The organism is Clostridium sp. Cult2, assembly GCF_021655075.1.
Lineage (GTDB): Bacteria > Bacillota > Clostridia > Tissierellales > Tepidimicrobiaceae > Schnuerera.
Map to the genome: position 1 here is coordinate 80,513 of NZ_PPXX01000002.1, position 17,219 is coordinate 97,731.

Here is a 17,219-nt window from a genome sequence, read left to right on the forward strand (position 1 = left end):
TCATAGTATAATCACTTTTTATTGTATAAATGGCATGCAACAAAATGACCTTTTGTGTATTCTTTAAATATAGGCTCTTCTTCAGTACATATTGCTAGCTTTTGATTACAACGATCACTAAATCTACAACCATTATTCGTTCTTTTATGATTTTCATTGCCTACTTTTATATTTATTTTTTGAGTTTTTTTCTCAGGATCTATTCCAGGTACTGCAGATAATAATACTTTTGTATATGGATGCAAAGGATTAGAATATACACTTTCACAATCGGACAATTCCACCATTTTTCCCAGATACATGACTCCAACTCTATCTGAAATATATTGAACAACACTTAAATCATGTGATATAAACAAATATGTTAAATTTAGTTCCTTTTGCAAATCTATTAATAAATTTAATATTTGGGCTTGAATAGATACATCTAATGCAGAAACTGGTTCATCTGCAACAATAAACTCTGGGTTAAGGGCTAAAGATCTTGCAATTGCAATCCTTTGCAATTGTCCTCCGCTAAATTCCCGAGGATATCTACTAAGACAAGAGGCACTTAAGCCAATATAATTTAATAACCCTTTTATTCTTTTTTCCCTTTTATTGGAGTTAATACCATGAATTTTTAATGGCTCTTCAAGTATTCTTTTTAAAGTCATTTTAGGATTAAGGGAACCATATGGATTCTGAAATATCATTTGGAGATTACGACGCATGTCTAGTAACTCTTTTCCAGATTTTGCAGTTAAATCTTCCCCTTTGAAATAAACTTTTCCTGAAGTCGGTTCTAATAAACGTAGAAGCATTTTCCCTGTTGTAGATTTACCACAACCAGATTCTCCAACAAGACCTAAAGTTTCACCTTTTACTATTGAAAAGTTTAAATCATCAACCGCTTTAACTATGCTTTTATCTTTATTAAACAAGCCACTTTTTAAGCTGAAATGTTTTTTTAAGAATTCTACTTTCACTAACTCATTATTCATTTTTAATTAACACCTCATTTTTAAAACAACGAACAAAATGATCCGGCTTTATCTCATATAACTTTGGCTTTTCATATTTACATCTATCTATTTTCATTAAACATCTATTATAAAATGGACAACCTTCAATTATTGCATTATCATCTAAATATTCATTTGGTAAAGGTTTTAATCTTTCTTTACTTCCAATAACCGGTATTGAGCTAAGTAATCCTTGTGTATAAGGGTGTAATGGATTTTTGAAGATGCTTTTTACATCTGCCTTTTCTACTATTACCCCATTTAACATTACAGCTACAGATTGACAGAACTCCGAAACTACTCCTAAATCATGTGTTATCAACATAATTGAAGTATCAGTATTTTCATAAAGTTCATTTAGTAATTCCAGTATTTGAGCTTGAATTGTTACATCAAGAGCTGTAGTTGGTTCATCAGCAATTAGTAGTTGTGGATTAGCAGACAATGCCATTGCAATCATTACTCTTTGGCACATACCACCACTAAATTGATGTGGATATTGCTTCGCTGCTAAAGAAGGAGATTCTATCCCAACCTTTCCTAACATATCAATTGCTCTTAACCAAGCATCTTTCTTATTCATTTTTTTATGAATCATGAACACTTCAGCAATTTGATATCCTACTGTAAAAACAGGGTTTAAAGAATTTATAGGATCTTGAAATATCATAGATATTTTACTGCCTCTTAATTTTTCTAATTCTTTCTTATTCTTTACTAGTAGATTTTCACCATTTAAATAAATTTCTCCTTCAATTGCAATATTCTTTGAATTCTTTAGTAATCCTAAAACGGTTTTAGCCATTACACTTTTACCTGCCCCTGATTCACCTACTAATCCAATTTTTTCTCCTTTTTTTACTGATAGACTAACATCATCTACAGCCTTAACCATTCTACCCTTAGTCTTAAACGTCACTGCTAGGTTTTTAATATCAAGTACATTTAACATAGTATTCCTCCAATTACATATTAGCCTTTTATTCAATCCCATATTGACTGATTAGGATTAAGTATCAAAAACATCTCTTAATGTATCTCCTAGCAAGGTCCATCCTAATGCAAATGTAAATATAGCAATTGAGGGATAAGTATAGGTATACCAATAATAAAATGGTTTACCAGGCATTCCCGAGATCCAACTACGTGCAAAATTAAGCATTTGTCCCCAATCTGCAAATCCAGGTTCGGAACCTATTCCCATAAAGCTTTGCGCAGCAGCAATTAGTGCTATCCAACCGATATCAAGTGATATTAATACAATTATAGGATGGATAGAATTTGGTAAAATGTGAAATAAAAATATACGTGCAGGCGAAGCACCCATACTTCGTGCTGCTAGGATATACTCTTGTTTTTTTACAGATAATACTTCACTTCGCATTATGCGAGCATAACCAGGCCAACCAAAAATAATTAATGCAATAATAATTTTATCCAATCCTTTACCCAACACAGTGGTCATAACTATAACTGCAATTAAAAATGGAATGCTCATAAATAAGTCTACAATTCGCATTATTATATTATCTACAACCCCACCATAATAAGCGCTTATACCACCGACTAATATGCCAACAACTGAATTAAAAAAAACTGTAATAAGCCCTACTAGTAATGCTGTTCTACTTCCCCAGATTATGCCATAATATATGTCATATCCTCCTTCTGTTGTTCCAAATTTAGCTACTTCATCAGGGGGAGTTGGAAGAGATGAAAATGTATGACGTAAAATCATATATGGATCTTGACCTTCAGCTGGTGGAGCTAATAATGGAGCAAAAACCGCTATATTTATCCACAATAAAATGATCAACAGGCCTAAAGCACCTAATGGTTGTCTTATAATTTTTCCTAATACATTCATCATACATATCACTCCAATCTCATTACAGGATTTAAAGCACAGTATAAAAGATCGACAATTAAATTACTTATCATTATCATTATACTAACAGCAATACTTGACCCTATTATTGCAGGAAAATCTAAACCTAATGCAGAAGTTATTATAAAAGTTCCCATTCCTGGATAATTGAAGATTGTTTCAATTATTACTGATCCCCCTAACAATTTAGGAATTTGCATACCCGTCAACGTAATAAAGGGTATCAGTGCATTACGTCTAACATGCTTATTTAGAACCATTTTCTCTGGAACACCTTTAGTTATCGCAGTGTCAACATAGCCCTTATTCATATTTTCTAATAATGATGATCGCATTAAACGAACAGATGTTGACATAGAACCTAAAGAGTATGCAATTGAAGGTAGAATAATATGCTTCAATGCATCTAAAAATATGTCCAATCTCCAATTAAGTAAAGAATCAATTAGATACATTCCTGTATAGGTTACAAATTGATCTGAATGAACAATATCTAATGCAAATAAACTTAAGCGTCCTGGAGAAAATATATCATATTTTACATAAAATATAATTAATAAAAATAAACCAATGACAAAACTAGGAATTGAATCACCTACTATGGTCATAATTCTAATAAAAACATCAATAAAAGAATTATGGTTTTTTGCTGCTAAAGTACCTAAGAAAAAACCACTAAAAGAAACAATTAACTGCCCAAGTATCATTAACTCTATAGTTGCTGGAATGCGTAATCTCAATGCTTCTGCAACTGGCATTCTAGCAGAATTTGACCAACCTAGTTCCCCATTTAAAACGCCTTTTAACCAGTTAATATATTGTATATGAAATGGTTGATCCAGACCATAACGTTTTATTAGCTCATCCATCGATACATTTTGAAGATCTTCAGGAGCACTTACAAATACTGCTACTCTTTGAGACGGGCTTAAAAAAAGAACTAAAGAGAATATTAATATAGACAATATAAACAATATAATTGGAATTGCAATTAATCTTTTTAATATGTATTTTTTCATAGTATCTTACCTATATATAAGTTTTTATTTGATGTTTTTTGATGGTTTCTTCCTAATTCTTTTGATTGTATAATAACTTTCATTAACTTCCACCTCATCGCTAAAAATAGTTATAAATTTGTAGACGAGGTTTTAAAACCTCGTCTACAAGCATATTAATCTATTTGTATTCCTTAGAAATATTATAATAATCAACTATAAATGGTATAGGTGTTATTTCATATCCTTGAACCCAATCTCTCATCCCAACTTGTGCTATAACCTGATGGTGAAAAATGGAGAGTGCATCATCGTATGAATACTTTTGCAATGTATGTGATAATTCCTCTACTCTTTCATCATCAAATGAACTAGCTAATTCCTTAATTAAAGGATCATATTTTTCTTTTGCTAGATCTGCATACCCATTTACTTGAGCATAGTAATCTTCTGAATACATATGGTATGCTAATGAACAATAAGGGTGTTCATAATCTGGTAATATACCAAATATTGACATAGGTATTTCGCTATCATTAATGCCACCAACATAAGCAGCCCATGGTAATGAAGTTATCTCTAATTCAAACTTTGGATTTATTTGTTGTAAATTAGCCTTAAGTATCTCAAGGGCACGTTGTCTAGCAGTTGAACCTGCTGAATAAGGCACAGTAAGCTTAAATCCTTTTTCCCACAATTCTCCGTCAAAAGCTTTCTTGAAATGTTCTTCTGCTTTTTCTAAATCAAAATTATATTGAGGATTGTCAGGATTTGCAGTTGGATAACCTACAAGTACTGGTCCATATGGCTTTATACCTGAGCCAAGCAAAACTTCATCAATAAATGTTTGATAATCAAATGTATATGAAAAAGCTTTTCTTACATCTAAGTCACTAAATAAGTTACTTGGAGCTCCATCAGATCCAAACTCTTTGTTGCCTAAATATTTGTCGCCTTTTATGTCAAAATTAAAGTTTATTTTTATTAATTGTGAAGCTGGTATGTCCTTTATTACCTTAATTCCTTCATATCCTTCTACTTGGGGTACCTCTGATAGACCAAGGGTTATAAAGTCTATATCTCCTTTTTGTAATTGTTGAATTGCAGTGTTATTGTCTGCAGTAACTTGTCTAATAACACGTTTTAATTTAGCTGGTCCTTGCCAGTAGTCATCAAATCTTTCAATAACAATTCTTTCTCCTTGTTCCCATGATTCTAACTTAAATGGTCCTGTACCCATCATTTTATTATGCAAGGTATTATCCTCATCAGTAATTGAAATAAAGTCTTTTACGGTCTCTTTAGTTCCTGGCCATGCTCCTTCTTCAACAGCCCATTTTTTGTTAAGAATCCCATATGCAGCTCCATTATCAGAAACTATATCAATAAATGGAGCAAAAGGTTGAGCTAAATGAAAAATTATTGAATTATCTTCAATAGTAATAGCGTTGTCTAATACATCATAAGCTTCATCCAAGCCTACTTTTTCAACAACACTATTAAAAGATCCTTCCCCAGTTAAAGCTTGAGTTAGATCAGATAATGCTCCTACTATGATTCCACGTGTAAATGTATATTTTATATCTTCAGGAGTAAGTATTTCTCCGTTGTGAAATTTGACATTTTCCCTTATTGGAAACTCTATAGTTGTATTTCCATTATCTTGAATCTTTATTAAATCATTATCTAAACTAGGTATTGATGTTGCTAGACAAGGTTTTATTTCTCCTGCTGGTGTTCTATAAAGTAATGAATCATACACATTATAAGAAACACAAGTTGTTGACGCACTAGACATAAAATGTAGGTCTAATGTTTCTACATCATCTGAAGCTGTAATAAATGTATCTGGATTTTCAATTTCCTTTGTTGAAGCAGTCTCTTCTTGTTGCTCTGTTTGTTGTTCTTCTTGAGTCGCTGGTGAATTTTTTTTGCAACCAGTCATTGAAAAAGCAAGAACACAAATTAATAATATTAGAATTAGTTTGTTCTTAAATATCGTGTTTTTCATTTTTTATACAGTCCTTTCATTTATTGTTTTCTTATCCCAGTTCCCTTACAGTGAATTATTATATATAATATGGATTCTCTATGTCCAATTAGAATTTTCTATATGTTTTGTTTGTTAATAAATTCCCCTTATATCATCTTCTTTTCATTGAATATATTAATATTTTTATTTATACTATCTTTGAGGTGATTATTTTGAAACTTACGGTACTAGTAGATAACAATACAATAATAGGAAAGAATTTATATGGTGAACCAGCTCTGTCTTTTTTCATTGAATCTGAAGGAAAGAATATTATATTCGATTTAGGGCTTACTCATATCTTCCTAAATAACTCAAACAATTTAAATATTCCATTAGATGACATTGATTACATCATAATTTCTCATGGACATGATGACCATATTGGTGGGCTTTTCCACTTAATTGACTTTTATAAAAACCATCCTCCAAAGAAAAAACCTACATTAATCACTCATCCATCAACATTTAAAATGAAATGTTATGAAAATGACGTTGTAGGTAATATGATATCTGAAGATGTAATAAATAAGTATTTCAGTATAAATAAAACAAGTGAACCCTTCTGGATAACTGATAAGCTAGTGTTCTTAGGTGAGATTAAACGTAATCTTCCATTTGAAAATTTTACTCCAAAAGGAAAGGTGCTTCATAATGATAACTATGAACCTGATTATTTAGTAGAGGACTCTGCACTTGCTTATGAATCTGATGAAGGCTTGGTTATTATTACAGGATGCTCCCACTCTGGAATATGTAATATAATTGATACTGCAATGAATATATCTAATAAAAAAACATTGATTGATGTTATTGGTGGTCTTCATTTGTTAGAGCCTTCTAAAGATAAAATTGAAGGTACCATTAACTTCTTAAACAATTTAAGTCCTGTTTCTATACATCCCTGTCACTGTACAGGATTAAAATATAAATTTATGCTATCTCAGATCTGCCAAGTTGAAGAAATTGGTTGTGGTTCTGTTTTAGAATACTAAATTTTATAATTACTCATATTTTACATTTGAACCAATAGAGCGGTAGAATATTCTACCGCTCTATTGGTTCAAATTATTTAGCTTGTTCTAAAGCATTTTTTACAGCTTCTTTCCATCCTTCAGAAGTTTCTGTTGCTGTAGCTATGGCATCTACCTCATAGCTTTGTTTTTCTATCATTTCCTCTGCTAAATCTATTCTAAATTGTTTCAAATTTGGTCTGTCACCTTCTCCAGTCCATTCATCATAGTCTACTTCTTCTCCTTCTGGAGTCATTCTTTTAAGTACTATATTGGTTATTTTACCGCCTTCTATAGTAACTTCAGCTTCTTCATATCCAAATTCTCGCTTTTCACTTTGCCCCACATAGGTTCCATCCTTATAGGTTTCATCTCCATCAGATGTATCAGAGGAACCACAGGCAGTTAATGTTACTGTTAATGAGGCAATTATCAAAATAGCCAAAAGTACCTTTCTAGTTTGTCTCATCAGTTTCCCTCCTTCCTATTTACTTCCTTTTTTAATCCATTCTGCAACCATTACCGTACGTTTAGCTTGATATTTTACCGCTTCTTCAACATCTTCTACCATTTTGCCCTCTTGACCAACTGTTACACTGGTTCCATATGGATTTCCTCCTGCCTTATAAACAGAGTCATCTGTATATCCAGGTGGTACTATTATAGTACCCCAATGCATCATAGTAGTGTAAATATTTTTGATTGTAGCTTCTTGACCACCATGGGAATTTCCAGCTGAAGCCATGGCACTTACAACCTTATTTGTTAGTTTCCCCTGAGCCCATATACCTCCTGTAGTATCAATGAATTGCTTCATTTGGGAAGCAACATTTCCATAACGAGTTGGTGTACTAAATATATAGGCATCAGCCCACTCTAAATCATCATTAGTGGCAACAGGTACATCTTTAGTTGCTTCAGCATGAGCCTTCCAAGCTGGATTAGAATCAATAGCTACTTGCGGAGCTAGTTCTTCCACCTTTAATACCCTAACCTCAGCTCCAGTTTCTTTTGCTCCTTCTTCTGCCCATTTTGCCAATTGATAGTTAGTTCCTGTTGAACTATAGTAAATAACCGCTAATTTAACTTTATCCATCAAATAATTCTCCTTTCTGAAACTCCTTTATATTAAATGATTTTTAGATTTGCTTTTTAAGTTCATTAACATATTACCCTTTACTTTATGTCTTATTCAAATTTTTCCATCTAAAATACGGTTTGAAACAAATTTTCAAACCGTATCTAAAATTTAATTCTTTGTTACATATTCTTTTATACATTTTATTACATAATCAATATCTTCTCTGTTTACATCATTATTGGTAACAAATCTTATTGTATTTCCATCATCATTAACCTTTATTCCCTTCTTTAGCAATGCTTGAACAAATTCATGGGAGTTAAAATCTTCTATGCCTATTTGACAAAACACCATATTTATTTGAACCTTGTCCATATCTATAAAAAATCCTTCTATTTCATTTAATTTAGTAGCTAAATATTTAGCATTATTATGGTCTTCTTCAAGTCTATTGACCATTTTTTCTAAAGAAACTATGCCACAGGCTGCTAGAACTCCTCCTTGTCTCATACCTCCCCCAAGTAGTTTTCTCATCTTTCTAGCCTTTTTAATAAATTCCTTAGAACCACATAATAATGAGCCTACAGGTGAGCATAAACCTTTAGATATACAGAATGTTACTGAATCAGCATATTGAGCAATTTCTTTTGCCTCTACTTTTAAGTAGGTAGCAGCATTAAATAGCCTGGCTCCATCTAAATGTACAGGTATATTCTTTTCATGAGCAACTTCATATACATCCTTCATCTCTTCTAAGGACACTACAGTACCATCGGCTAAGGCATTTTCCATACACAATAAGCCTGTATTTGGATTGTGAATGTCTTCACCTCTTATCCTTTCTAATACATCTTTCCTATAAATCCTATTATCTGGATTATTAACAATTGAATAGCTAACCCCTGATAATCTAGCTGCAGCACCTACTTCATGTTGAACAATATGACTATTGGCTCCCAATATTATTTCATCACCCAGTTGAGTATGGGTCATAATGGCTACTTGATTTCCCATAGTCCCAGATGTTACAAACAAGGTTGCTTCTTTTCCTACCATTTCAGCTGCTAACTCTTCTAATCTGTTTATTGTTGGGTCATCTCCATATACATCATCACCAAGTTCAGCTTCAAACATTGCTTGTCTCATTTCCTCAGTTGGCTGTGTTACAGTATCACTTCTTAAGTCTATATATTTCATAACTAGCCCCCCAATTTTAAATAATTTTTATTCTACAGTCAAACTACTACCTTCATTCAAATATATATTATTAAATTTTGATATTTAAAAATAATCAAATTTTTGCAAAAATTTATGCAAAAAAAGAAGGAGTTTTATATATTTACGTAGAATGTATATATTATATCAGATATTTAGTATTGGAGGATTATTTCTATGCAAATTGAAGTTAGATTATTTGCCACCTTTAGAAATGGTAGATGGGTGAGTAAAAAGCTCAGCTTCGATAAAGCTGTTGATATTAGATATGTACTTAATCAACTCCAAATTAAAGAAGAAGAACTTGGAATAGCTTTAATAAATGGCAAATATAGTGAAGTGGATAATATATTGAAAGAAGGAGATATTTTAGCACTTTTCCCTCCTATTGGTGGAGGGTAAATATAAACATACATAATAAAAAAAGAATATAAATCTCGATTCATAATTGACCTCAGAGGGCCTTTATGAACGATAGGGTGTAAAAAGTAATTTTTATGCCTGCCATTGCGCAAAGAGATTATTATTTACCATGATTTTGGTTAATAATAATCTTTTTTTATTTTATGCTTATCAATTAAAATCATAAAAGGGGGGTGAATCTGGCGCCAATAATGGTGTCCAGAGAGTAAATTGGCTAAAGGTATAGTAATTTCGCCAGACAAATGTACAGGCTGTAGAACCTGTGAACTTGCTTGCTCTTTTATTAAAAATGATTCATTTAATCCAAAGGATGCAGCAATTTCAGTACTACCTTATGACGTAGCAGGATTGCAGGTACCTATTACATGTCTACAATGTGATGATCCTCATTGTATGACGGTTTGTACTGTAAATGCAATTACAAAAGATTCAAAGACAGGTGTAGTAAAAGTTGATGATGATAAGTGCATTGGATGTAAAATGTGTGTAAGCGCTTGTCCATTCGGTAACATGACTTATAGTTCTAGACAAAAACGAGTTATAAAATGTGATTTATGTGATGGTTTCCCTCAATGTGTAAAATTGTGCCCTAGTGGTGCAATAGAATACAAAGAATTAGACGGTCCATTAAACAAAAGAAAGAATATAACCAGTCTATTTAGTGATGTATTTGGGGAGGTGGCCAAATAATGAAAGGCTGGATAGGAAAATTAATTAGAGTAAATTTAAGCGAAAAAACAATTAAGGTTGAAGATTTAAATATGAAAGATGCTAATCTATATCTTGGCGGAAGAGGCTTGGGTTCAAAGTATCTTTACGATGAAATAGACCCTACAATTGATCCATTAAGTCCAGATAATAAACTGATTTTCATGACAGGACCTATGACAGGAACATATGCTACTTGTGCTGGAAGATTTAATGTTATAGCAAAGGCCCCTTTAACAGGAACTATCGGTGCATCAAATTCAGGAGGTCATTTTGGACCTGAATTAAAATATGCTGGATATGATGGTATTATATTCGAAGGCAAGTCAGAAACTCCAGTTTACTTAAAAATTTATGATGACAAAATCGAATTAAAAAGTGCAGCACATCTATGGGGTAAGGACGTATTTGAAACAACAGATACCCTTCTACTTGAGAATGAAGAAGACGCTAGAGTAGCTTGTATTGGACCTGCAGGTGAAAAACAAGTTTTATTTGCAACTGTTATGAACGATAAGGATCGAGCTGCTGGAAGGTCTGGTCTTGGTGCTGTTATGGGTTCTAAGAATCTTAAGGCTGTTGTAGTAAGAGGTACAAATGATATAAAGGTAGCAAATAAACATGAATTTATGGCAGCCACAATGGATGCTAGAAACAAATTATTAGAGCATCCTGTTACAGGAAAAGGTGGAGGTCTACCAACATATGGAACTCAGGTACTAATGAATATACTAAATGAATCCCATGCTTTGCCAACTAGAAATTGGCAAACATCATGGTTTGAAGATGCAGATAAAATAGGTGGAGAGTTCTTAACTGATAATTACTTAATTAGGAATAAGGCTTGTTTTTCTTGCCCTATTGGCTGTGGAAGGGTTATAAGAATTCCTGACGGAAAATATAAAGGTATAGTTGCAGGACCAGAATATGAGGCTGGATGGTCCTATGGTGCTTCATGTGGGATAAATGATATGAATGCTATAGATAAGGCTAACCACGTTTGTAATTTAGTAGGATTTGACCCTATTACCATGGGTGCTACTATTGCTTGTGCTATGGAGCTATATGAAATAGGTGCTATTACAAAAGAAGAGCTTGGCGAAGAATTAGTATTTGGGGATGCAGAATCCATAATATCATGGACTGAGCGTACTGCTAACAGAGAAGGCTTTGGCGATTTATTAGCATTAGGCTCCTATAGATTAGCAGAAAAATATGGGCATCCAGAACTATCCATGAGCGTTAAAAAACAAGAAATGCCAGCATATGATGGTAGAGCTATTCAAGGTATGGCCTTAGAATATGCTACTAGTAATCGTGGCGGCTGTCATGTTAGGGGTTATCTAACCTCTCCTGAAGTTCTTGGAATACCTATGAAAACTGATCCTCTCGTAACAGAGGGTAAAGCTGAACTGTTAAAACTATTCCAAGATTTAACTGGTTTAGTCGATTCATCAGATATTTGTCTATTCACCACATTTGGTATAGGATTGCCTGAAATCTCCAATATGCTTAGAAACACCATAGGTGTAGACCTTCCAGATGAAGAATTCCTTAAAGTTGGGGAAAGAATATGGAATCTGGAAAGAATGTTTAATTTAGAGGCAGGCTTTACAAAAGAAGATGATACACTACCTCCTAGACTTCTAGAGGAAGGTGTAACTACTGGTCCAGCTAAAGGCAAGGTAGCTGAATTAGATGTAATGTTAGAAGAATACTATGAGGTAAGAGGTTGGGACAAAGATGGCATTCCTACTGAAGAAAAATTAGATGAGCTTTCAATAGATAAAAAACCTATGGCTTTAAATTGGTAAACACAAATATGGAACATCCATTATTTTATAATAATGGATGTTCTTACTAATTCGAAGGTGATAAATATGGCTATTGATATAAACGATGGATATAATGGTTCCATAGAAATAATTAAAAAGTACCCAAAGGAAAAAAGATATACATTACCTATACTTCAAGATATACAAAGGGAATATGGTTTTATTCCTAGAGAGGTTATGGTAATTGTTTCTAATTACTTAAATTTACCTATTAGCAAAGTATATAGTATAGCTACATTTTACAAGGCATTAAGCTTAAAACCAAAAGGTAAATATACTATAAAGGTATGCAATGGTACTGCATGTCATATAAGAGGTTCAGCATCAATAAGAGAGGAAATAGGAAATATTTTAAATATCGCTCCGGGAGAAACTACAGAAGATGGATTATTTTCAATAGAGGTCGTTAATTGTATAGGTGCATGTGCTCTTGCCCCTGTTATGATGATAAATGAAAAATATTATGGTAGTCTAACTAAAGAAAAAGTTAAAGTTATAATAGATGAGCTTAGGGAGGGGTGCACAAATGAGTGATTTCTATAACAAGGAAAGAAAAATACTAGTATGCTGTGGAACAGGTTGCTTAGCAAACAACAGCTACCAAGTATACGAAAATTTTAAAGAGGAATTGAAAAATAATCCAGCTATTACCATTGAACCCTCAATAAAAGCAACTGGCTGTAACGGGTTATGTGAGAAGGGACCAGTTGTAAAAATACTTCCAGATCAAATCTCTTATTTCAAAGTTTCGCCTAATGATGTTAATGAAATAGTGGAAAAAACCATATTAAAGGATGAAATAATAGATAGACTATTATACTTTGATACAAATAAAAAGAAAAGAATAGTATCCCATAAAGATGCTTCATTCTATAAGCATCAGCATAAGATTGCTTTAAGAAACATTGGGGAAGTAGATCCTTTGCATATTAAAGATTATTTGGAAAGGGATGGTTACAAGGCATTACACAAAATTTTATTCCAAATGACCCCTGATGAAGTAATTAGTGAAATTGAAAAATCAGGTTTAAGAGGTAGAGGTGGCGCAGGATTTCCTACCGGCATCAAGTGGAGAACCTGTTCTAACTATGAAAACTTCCCAAAATATGTAGTGTGTAATGGGGATGAAGGGGACCCTGGAGCATTTATGGATAGAAGTATAATGGAAGGTGATCCTCATACAGTAATTGAGGGTATGATTATTTGTGGGTATGCAATAGATTCTAATAAAGGATATCTATATATAAGGGATGAATATGAGCTTGCAAGAAGAAATATGCAAGTTGCTATTGATGAGGCTAGAAAGCTTGGATATCTTGGCAAAAATATTCTAGGCAGTTCCTTTGAATTCGATTTAGAAATTGTCAGAGGTGGAGGAGCTTTTGTCTGTGGTGAATCTAGTGCTCTAATGGGCTCTATTGAAGGAGATGTTGGTGAGCCTAGGGCTAAATATATAAGAAGTGTTGAAAAAGGTTTATGGGACCAACCAACTGTATTAAATAATGTTGAAACCTGGGCAAATATTCCTCCTATCATAATAAAGGGATCAGAATGGTTTAAAAAAATAGGGACAGAAAAGAATTCAGGAACAAAGGTATTTTCATTAGTAGGCAAAGTAAAGAATACTGGCTTAGTTGAAATACCTATGGGAACTAAATTAAGTGAGCTTGTATTCCAAATTGGTGGCGGTATTATAAAGGATAGACCCTTTAAAGCTGTGCAAACTGGTGGCCCTTCTGGTGGTTGTATTCCTAAAGAGAATATGGATATACCCCTTGATTTTGATTCCTTAAGTAATATAGGGTCAATGATGGGCTCTGGTGGAGTAATAGTAATGGATGACACTACCTGTATGGTTGAGGTGGCAAGGTACTATATGGAATTCCTGTCAGAGGAATCCTGTGGAAAATGTACTACCTGCAGAGAAGGCATAAATACAATGCTAAAAATATTAAAAAACATTACCATGGGAAAAGGACAATTAGAGGATATAGATTTACTTCTACAGCTAGGTGAAACTATTAAAGAAGGTTCCCTGTGTGCCCTAGGAAAAACTGCTCCAAATCCTGTTTTAACCACTATTCAGTATTTTAGAGATGAATATATTGACCATATAGTAAATAAAAAATGTTCTGCAGGTGTGTGTAAAAATCTTACCACTTATTATATAGATAAAGATATTTGTATAGGTTGTGGATTATGTAGTAGAAAATGCCCTGTCAATGCTATTGCAGGTAAATTAAAAGAACCTCATGCTATAGATAAGGATATATGTATTAAATGTGGTAATTGCTTCACCCTATGTCCAAAGAATGCCGTTAAGATTGGTGGTGCAGATTATGAATATTAAAATTGATGGAAAGTATTATAAAGGAAATAGTGGAGAAACACTGCTGGAATTAGCTAGGCGTAATAAAATAGACATTCCTAGCTTATGTCATAAGAAAGGCTTTGAAGGACTAGGTAGATGCAGATTATGTTTAGTTGAGGTAAAGGAAGGAAATAGAACTAAAATAGTTTCATCCTGTGTCTATCCAATAAAGGATGGCATTGAAGTCCTTACTAGTACTGAAAGAATAGTAAATATGAGAAAGGATATTATCCTCCTCCTACTTCTTAGAACACCAAATAATGAATATATAAAAAAATTAGCAAGAGAATATGACGTTGAGGCACCAAAGAGATATGTAAATATAGATGAAAAAGAAGACTGTATTCTATGTGGATTATGTGTTAAAGCATGTGAAAAACTAGGTACCAGTGCCATATCCTTTGTGAATAGGGGGACTACTAAAAAAATTTCTACTCCCTATGATGATGCTTCAAAGGATTGCATAGGCTGTGGAGCTTGTGTTGAGGTTTGTCCTACAAATGCCATTAGTTTAGTAGATTCTGATGGGAAAAGAACTATTTGGAATAGAACCTTTAACCTAGTAAAATGCTCTAGATGTGGTAAATACTACACAACAGAGGAAGCTTTAAGTTTTATTGATGATAAACTCCATATGGAAAACCAGGAACATCTTTGTGAATCATGTAATAAAAGGCTTGTAGCTGATAAGTTTAAGGATGCTTTTCAAAATATTTTTTAAGGTGAAAGATGCTTAATAAATCACACAAAACAAAAACCCCGGAAATACACGCAAGACTTCTCTTGCAAATACTTCCGGGGTTTTATTCCATGTTTTATCCTACTTTTGAAAAACTTTATTTTATTTTTCACTAATACATATGCTACTTTTTTCTACTAGTAACCTTTCTGAAGAATACTGAATTCCAATGGCCCCTAATGGCGCGGTGATTAGTATAGATAATACTGCAATAGCCAAGATTGTGTCTCCTGACTCTACTCCTAATGATAATGGCACTGCCCCTATGGCAGCCTGTACTGTTGCCTTTGGAATATATGCAATAACGCAAAACAATCTCTCTTTCCAATTATAATCTGTGCCTAACAAAGAGATTATAACCCCAATACTTCGTCCTATTAAACCTATTAATATTATTAGAATACCTACCCCACCTGCTTCTAAGGCTACATTTACATCTACCTGTGCTCCTACTAGCACAAATAATAAAATTTCTGCTAAAACCCATATTTTATTAAATTTATTAGATAATCTCTTTCCTACATTAGGTAATTTTTCGATTATTACAAAACCAATAGTCATAACCCCTAAAAGCGAAGCTACTTGTAAGTTTGTTTTCAATACACCTTCCAATTCATTAAGCAATATGGAAAAACCAAGTATTAATAATACCTTTTTAGTATCACGAATGTGGTATGTTTTAAAAATTCTTATCAGTAAAAATCCAATAATTATACCAGCCATAATACCTAATAATATTGATATTGGTACATTTAATAATTGTATACCTATATTTATATGTGAACCACTATATAAGCCTAAAAAAGCACTAAATATTGTAATAGCAAAGACATCATCTATAGATGCACCAGCCAATATTAAAGTTGGTATTCCTTTTTTCGTACCAATGTTATTTTCCATTAATTTAAGCATAGATGGTACTACAACAGCAGGAGAAACGGCGGCAATAATAAAACCTAATATTCCTCCCTGAGCAAATGTAAAATCCAGAAAATTTACTGAAGCGAGGGCAATAAATAAGCCTTCTATTAAACCAGGTATGCAACTAATCTTCAATGCAGTGGTTCCAACTTTTTTCAAATCATCTTTATTGATTCCAAGCCCTGCTCTTAATAAGATGATAATCAAAGCAATGCTTCTTAAGTCTGCTGATATTCGGAGCATATCATCGTTCAGTAAATTAAGTCCATGAGGCCCTATAAGAACACCTAATATTAACATGCCTAATAAACCAGGCATTCTTAATTTCTCAAATATTCTTTTTGCAGGCAATCCTAATAATAAAATTACTGCTAAACTTTCAGCCATAAAACCACTCCTTTTCTAGTCATAAAAAAACTCCTACAGGAATACTATTAATATTTCCTGTAGGAGTCATTAGCATTATGCAATTATGGTGAACTCCATCACCCTTTATTTAATTTTACTAATAAATTATATTATAAAGTATTATATATGTCAATGATATGTTTTGCACTATGTTATTATCTTTAAAACTCCATCATGAAATCCTCCAAAAGTCTTTACCTTAAGATCCTTCGCTTTGCTTAGGATGACAATCGTTTACGACGTAATATCCTACTAAAGAGTACCTTTATTTTGTCCGCCTTTGAGTAATGAATGGTATGCCAACCGCTAATAATCCTACTGTGTTCATCAAACAAACTCCTCACCTTTTTCAAATAAAGTTCTCTCACCAACGCCCCTCAAGCCCTTGAAAACACTGGCTTGTTATTCTCTTCCATTTATCCATTTAATTCCTTAATCCTTGAACCTGCACCACTAAAGTACTTGTATTTCTTGATTTTCACCTCAAAAAATGAAAATAAAGTTCTATTAGGATTGAGGAAATAATAGGATTTAGGAACTAGGGATAAGGGGAGATTTTGTCCATTTATTCTTCCATTTTCTT

General features: G+C 33.0%; 16 protein-coding genes and 1 riboswitch. Of the genes, 7 read left to right on the forward strand and 9 right to left on the reverse strand.

Annotated elements, in window-relative coordinates; translation table 11 throughout:
• Positions 1–11: 11 nt before the first annotated feature.
• The 5 genes from C3E90_RS00555 to C3E90_RS00575 all read right to left on the reverse strand — a co-directional run bounded on the left by C3E90_RS00555 (position 12) and on the right by C3E90_RS00575 (position 5,901).
• Complete coding sequence (locus tag C3E90_RS00555) at positions 12–983, reverse strand: ABC transporter ATP-binding protein (RefSeq protein ID WP_236913596.1); 972 nt, start codon at positions 981–983, stop codon at positions 12–14.
• On the reverse strand, positions 976–1,956 hold the full coding sequence (locus tag C3E90_RS00560) for an ABC transporter ATP-binding protein (protein WP_236913597.1): 981 nt from the start codon (positions 1,954–1,956) through the stop codon (positions 976–978). The genes C3E90_RS00555 and C3E90_RS00560 overlap by 8 nt, the downstream gene beginning before the upstream one ends.
• A 57-nt stretch (positions 1,957–2,013) precedes the next feature.
• Complete coding sequence (locus C3E90_RS00565) at positions 2,014–2,874, reverse strand: ABC transporter permease (protein WP_236913598.1); 861 nt, start codon at positions 2,872–2,874, stop codon at positions 2,014–2,016.
• A gap of 5 nt (positions 2,875–2,879) precedes the next feature.
• The gene (locus C3E90_RS00570; RefSeq protein WP_236913599.1) at positions 2,880–3,911 is read right to left on the reverse strand and encodes an ABC transporter permease; all 1,032 of its coding nucleotides are present in this window, start codon (positions 3,909–3,911) and stop codon (positions 2,880–2,882) included.
• 160 nt (positions 3,912–4,071) lie between these two features.
• A complete protein-coding gene (locus C3E90_RS00575; RefSeq protein ID WP_236913600.1) occupies positions 4,072–5,901 on the reverse strand; it encodes an ABC transporter substrate-binding protein in 1,830 nt (609 codons plus the stop codon).
• 185 nt (positions 5,902–6,086) lie between these two features.
• On the opposite strand from C3E90_RS00575, the gene C3E90_RS00580 reads away from it, so the two are divergent.
• Positions 6,087–6,917 carry an MBL fold metallo-hydrolase gene (locus C3E90_RS00580; RefSeq protein ID WP_236913601.1) on the forward strand — a complete coding sequence of 277 codons (831 nt, stop codon included), beginning with the start codon at positions 6,087–6,089 and terminating at the stop codon, positions 6,915–6,917.
• 73 nt (positions 6,918–6,990) lie between these two features.
• On the opposite strand, the gene C3E90_RS00585 is transcribed toward C3E90_RS00580, so the two are convergent.
• The 3 genes from C3E90_RS00585 to ltaE form a co-directional block, all read right to left on the reverse strand.
• Complete coding sequence (locus C3E90_RS00585) at positions 6,991–7,404, reverse strand: FMN-binding protein (protein ID WP_236913602.1); 414 nt, start codon at positions 7,402–7,404, stop codon at positions 6,991–6,993.
• A 15-nt stretch (positions 7,405–7,419) separates the two neighbouring features.
• A complete protein-coding gene (gene wrbA / locus C3E90_RS00590; RefSeq protein ID WP_236913603.1) occupies positions 7,420–8,031 on the reverse strand; it encodes an NAD(P)H:quinone oxidoreductase in 612 nt (203 codons plus the stop codon).
• 153 nt (positions 8,032–8,184) lie between these two features.
• Positions 8,185–9,213: a low-specificity L-threonine aldolase gene (ltaE, locus tag C3E90_RS00595; protein WP_236913604.1), complete on the reverse strand. Its 1,029-nt coding sequence runs from the start codon at positions 9,211–9,213 to the stop codon at positions 8,185–8,187.
• A 195-nt stretch (positions 9,214–9,408) separates the two neighbouring features.
• Here ltaE and C3E90_RS00600 point away from each other — a divergent pair, with 195 nt between their 5' ends.
• The 6 genes from C3E90_RS00600 to C3E90_RS00625 all read left to right on the forward strand — a co-directional run bounded on the left by C3E90_RS00600 (position 9,409) and on the right by C3E90_RS00625 (position 15,289).
• Positions 9,409–9,633, forward strand: coding sequence for a MoaD/ThiS family protein (locus C3E90_RS00600; RefSeq protein WP_236913605.1), 225 nt, complete (start codon positions 9,409–9,411; stop codon positions 9,631–9,633).
• A 231-nt stretch (positions 9,634–9,864) separates the two neighbouring features.
• Positions 9,865–10,344, forward strand: a complete 480-nt coding sequence (locus C3E90_RS00605) for a 4Fe-4S dicluster domain-containing protein (protein ID WP_236913606.1) — start codon at positions 9,865–9,867, stop codon at positions 10,342–10,344.
• Positions 10,344–12,176, forward strand: coding sequence for an aldehyde ferredoxin oxidoreductase family protein (locus tag C3E90_RS00610; protein ID WP_236913607.1), 1,833 nt, complete (start codon positions 10,344–10,346; stop codon positions 12,174–12,176). The genes C3E90_RS00605 and C3E90_RS00610 overlap by 1 nt, the downstream gene beginning before the upstream one ends.
• Positions 12,177–12,242: 66 nt before the next feature.
• Positions 12,243–12,731, forward strand: a complete 489-nt coding sequence (gene nuoE / locus C3E90_RS00615; RefSeq protein WP_236913608.1) for an NADH-quinone oxidoreductase subunit NuoE — start codon at positions 12,243–12,245, stop codon at positions 12,729–12,731.
• Positions 12,724–14,547, forward strand: a complete 1,824-nt coding sequence (locus C3E90_RS00620) for an NADH-quinone oxidoreductase subunit NuoF (RefSeq protein ID WP_236913609.1) — start codon at positions 12,724–12,726, stop codon at positions 14,545–14,547. Before nuoE ends, C3E90_RS00620 begins: the two co-directional genes overlap by 8 nt.
• Positions 14,537–15,289, forward strand: coding sequence for a 2Fe-2S iron-sulfur cluster-binding protein (locus C3E90_RS00625; RefSeq protein ID WP_236913610.1), 753 nt, complete (start codon positions 14,537–14,539; stop codon positions 15,287–15,289). Before C3E90_RS00620 ends, C3E90_RS00625 begins: the two co-directional genes overlap by 11 nt.
• Positions 15,290–15,409: 120 nt before the next feature.
• Here the strand turns inward: C3E90_RS00625 and C3E90_RS00630 are convergent, their stop codons facing one another.
• Positions 15,410–16,615 carry a cation:proton antiporter gene (locus C3E90_RS00630; protein WP_236913611.1) on the reverse strand — a complete coding sequence of 402 codons (1,206 nt, stop codon included), beginning with the start codon at positions 16,613–16,615 and terminating at the stop codon, positions 15,410–15,412.
• A gap of 53 nt (positions 16,616–16,668) precedes the next feature.
• Positions 16,669–16,727, reverse strand: a riboswitch (Fluoride riboswitch).
• Positions 16,728–17,219 lie beyond the last annotated feature (492 nt).